Annotated in this window: 1 protein-coding gene; it reads left to right on the top strand. The window is 58.4% G+C overall.

The genetic code is table 11. The features are described 5' to 3' along the window. Positions 1 to 610 (top strand): calcium-binding protein (locus CGA21_RS29735; RefSeq protein ID WP_317451708.1); only part of this gene is annotated, 610 nt, incomplete at both ends.

Genomic DNA, 610 nt, shown 5'->3' with positions numbered 1-610 from the left:
TGCAAGTGATTCCCCCCATTCACAGCTGTATGGGGAAGATGGCAACGACACGCTGATACTGAGCGGTAATAGTTTCGCCGCAACACTGGGGGGCGGGAATGGCAACGATACCCTCGATGTACGGTCGTTTACGGGAACCTCCCCGGGATTTGAGTCCGGCCTATTCGGTGGAGCAGGGAGCGACCTCTACCGTGTCGGTGATGGAGCCCATATTTACATTTTTGACAACAAGGACAACACGTCCCCGACCGATAACAACGTGGTCGAGTTCGCCGCCGGCATCGACTTGGCCAGCCTGCAGCTGTCGCGCAGCGGTAACGATCTGATCGTCACCTTCGCTACTGGCAAAACACTAATCATTCCTGGCCAGTTTGCCACCGGGGGCAACGGCAACGAAGGCGGTGTGCAGACATTCCGCTTCGCCGATGGCACAACATGGGACAGGGCCGCGATCCGCGACCACTTGCCGATCCTCAACGGCAACGGTGGGGACGACATACTCAATGGTGACGCTCGCAGCGAGGAAATCAACGGTTTTGCCGGCAGCGATACCCTCAATGGTAACGACGGCAGCGACACGCTTGATGGTGGCGACGGCGATGACACCCTG

It is taken from the genome of Pseudomonas sp. PSB11 (genome assembly GCF_014596605.1).
Classification (GTDB): Bacteria; Pseudomonadota; Gammaproteobacteria; order Pseudomonadales; family Pseudomonadaceae; genus Aquipseudomonas; species Aquipseudomonas umsongensis.
This window is presented reverse-complemented; position numbering and strand designations above follow the sequence as displayed.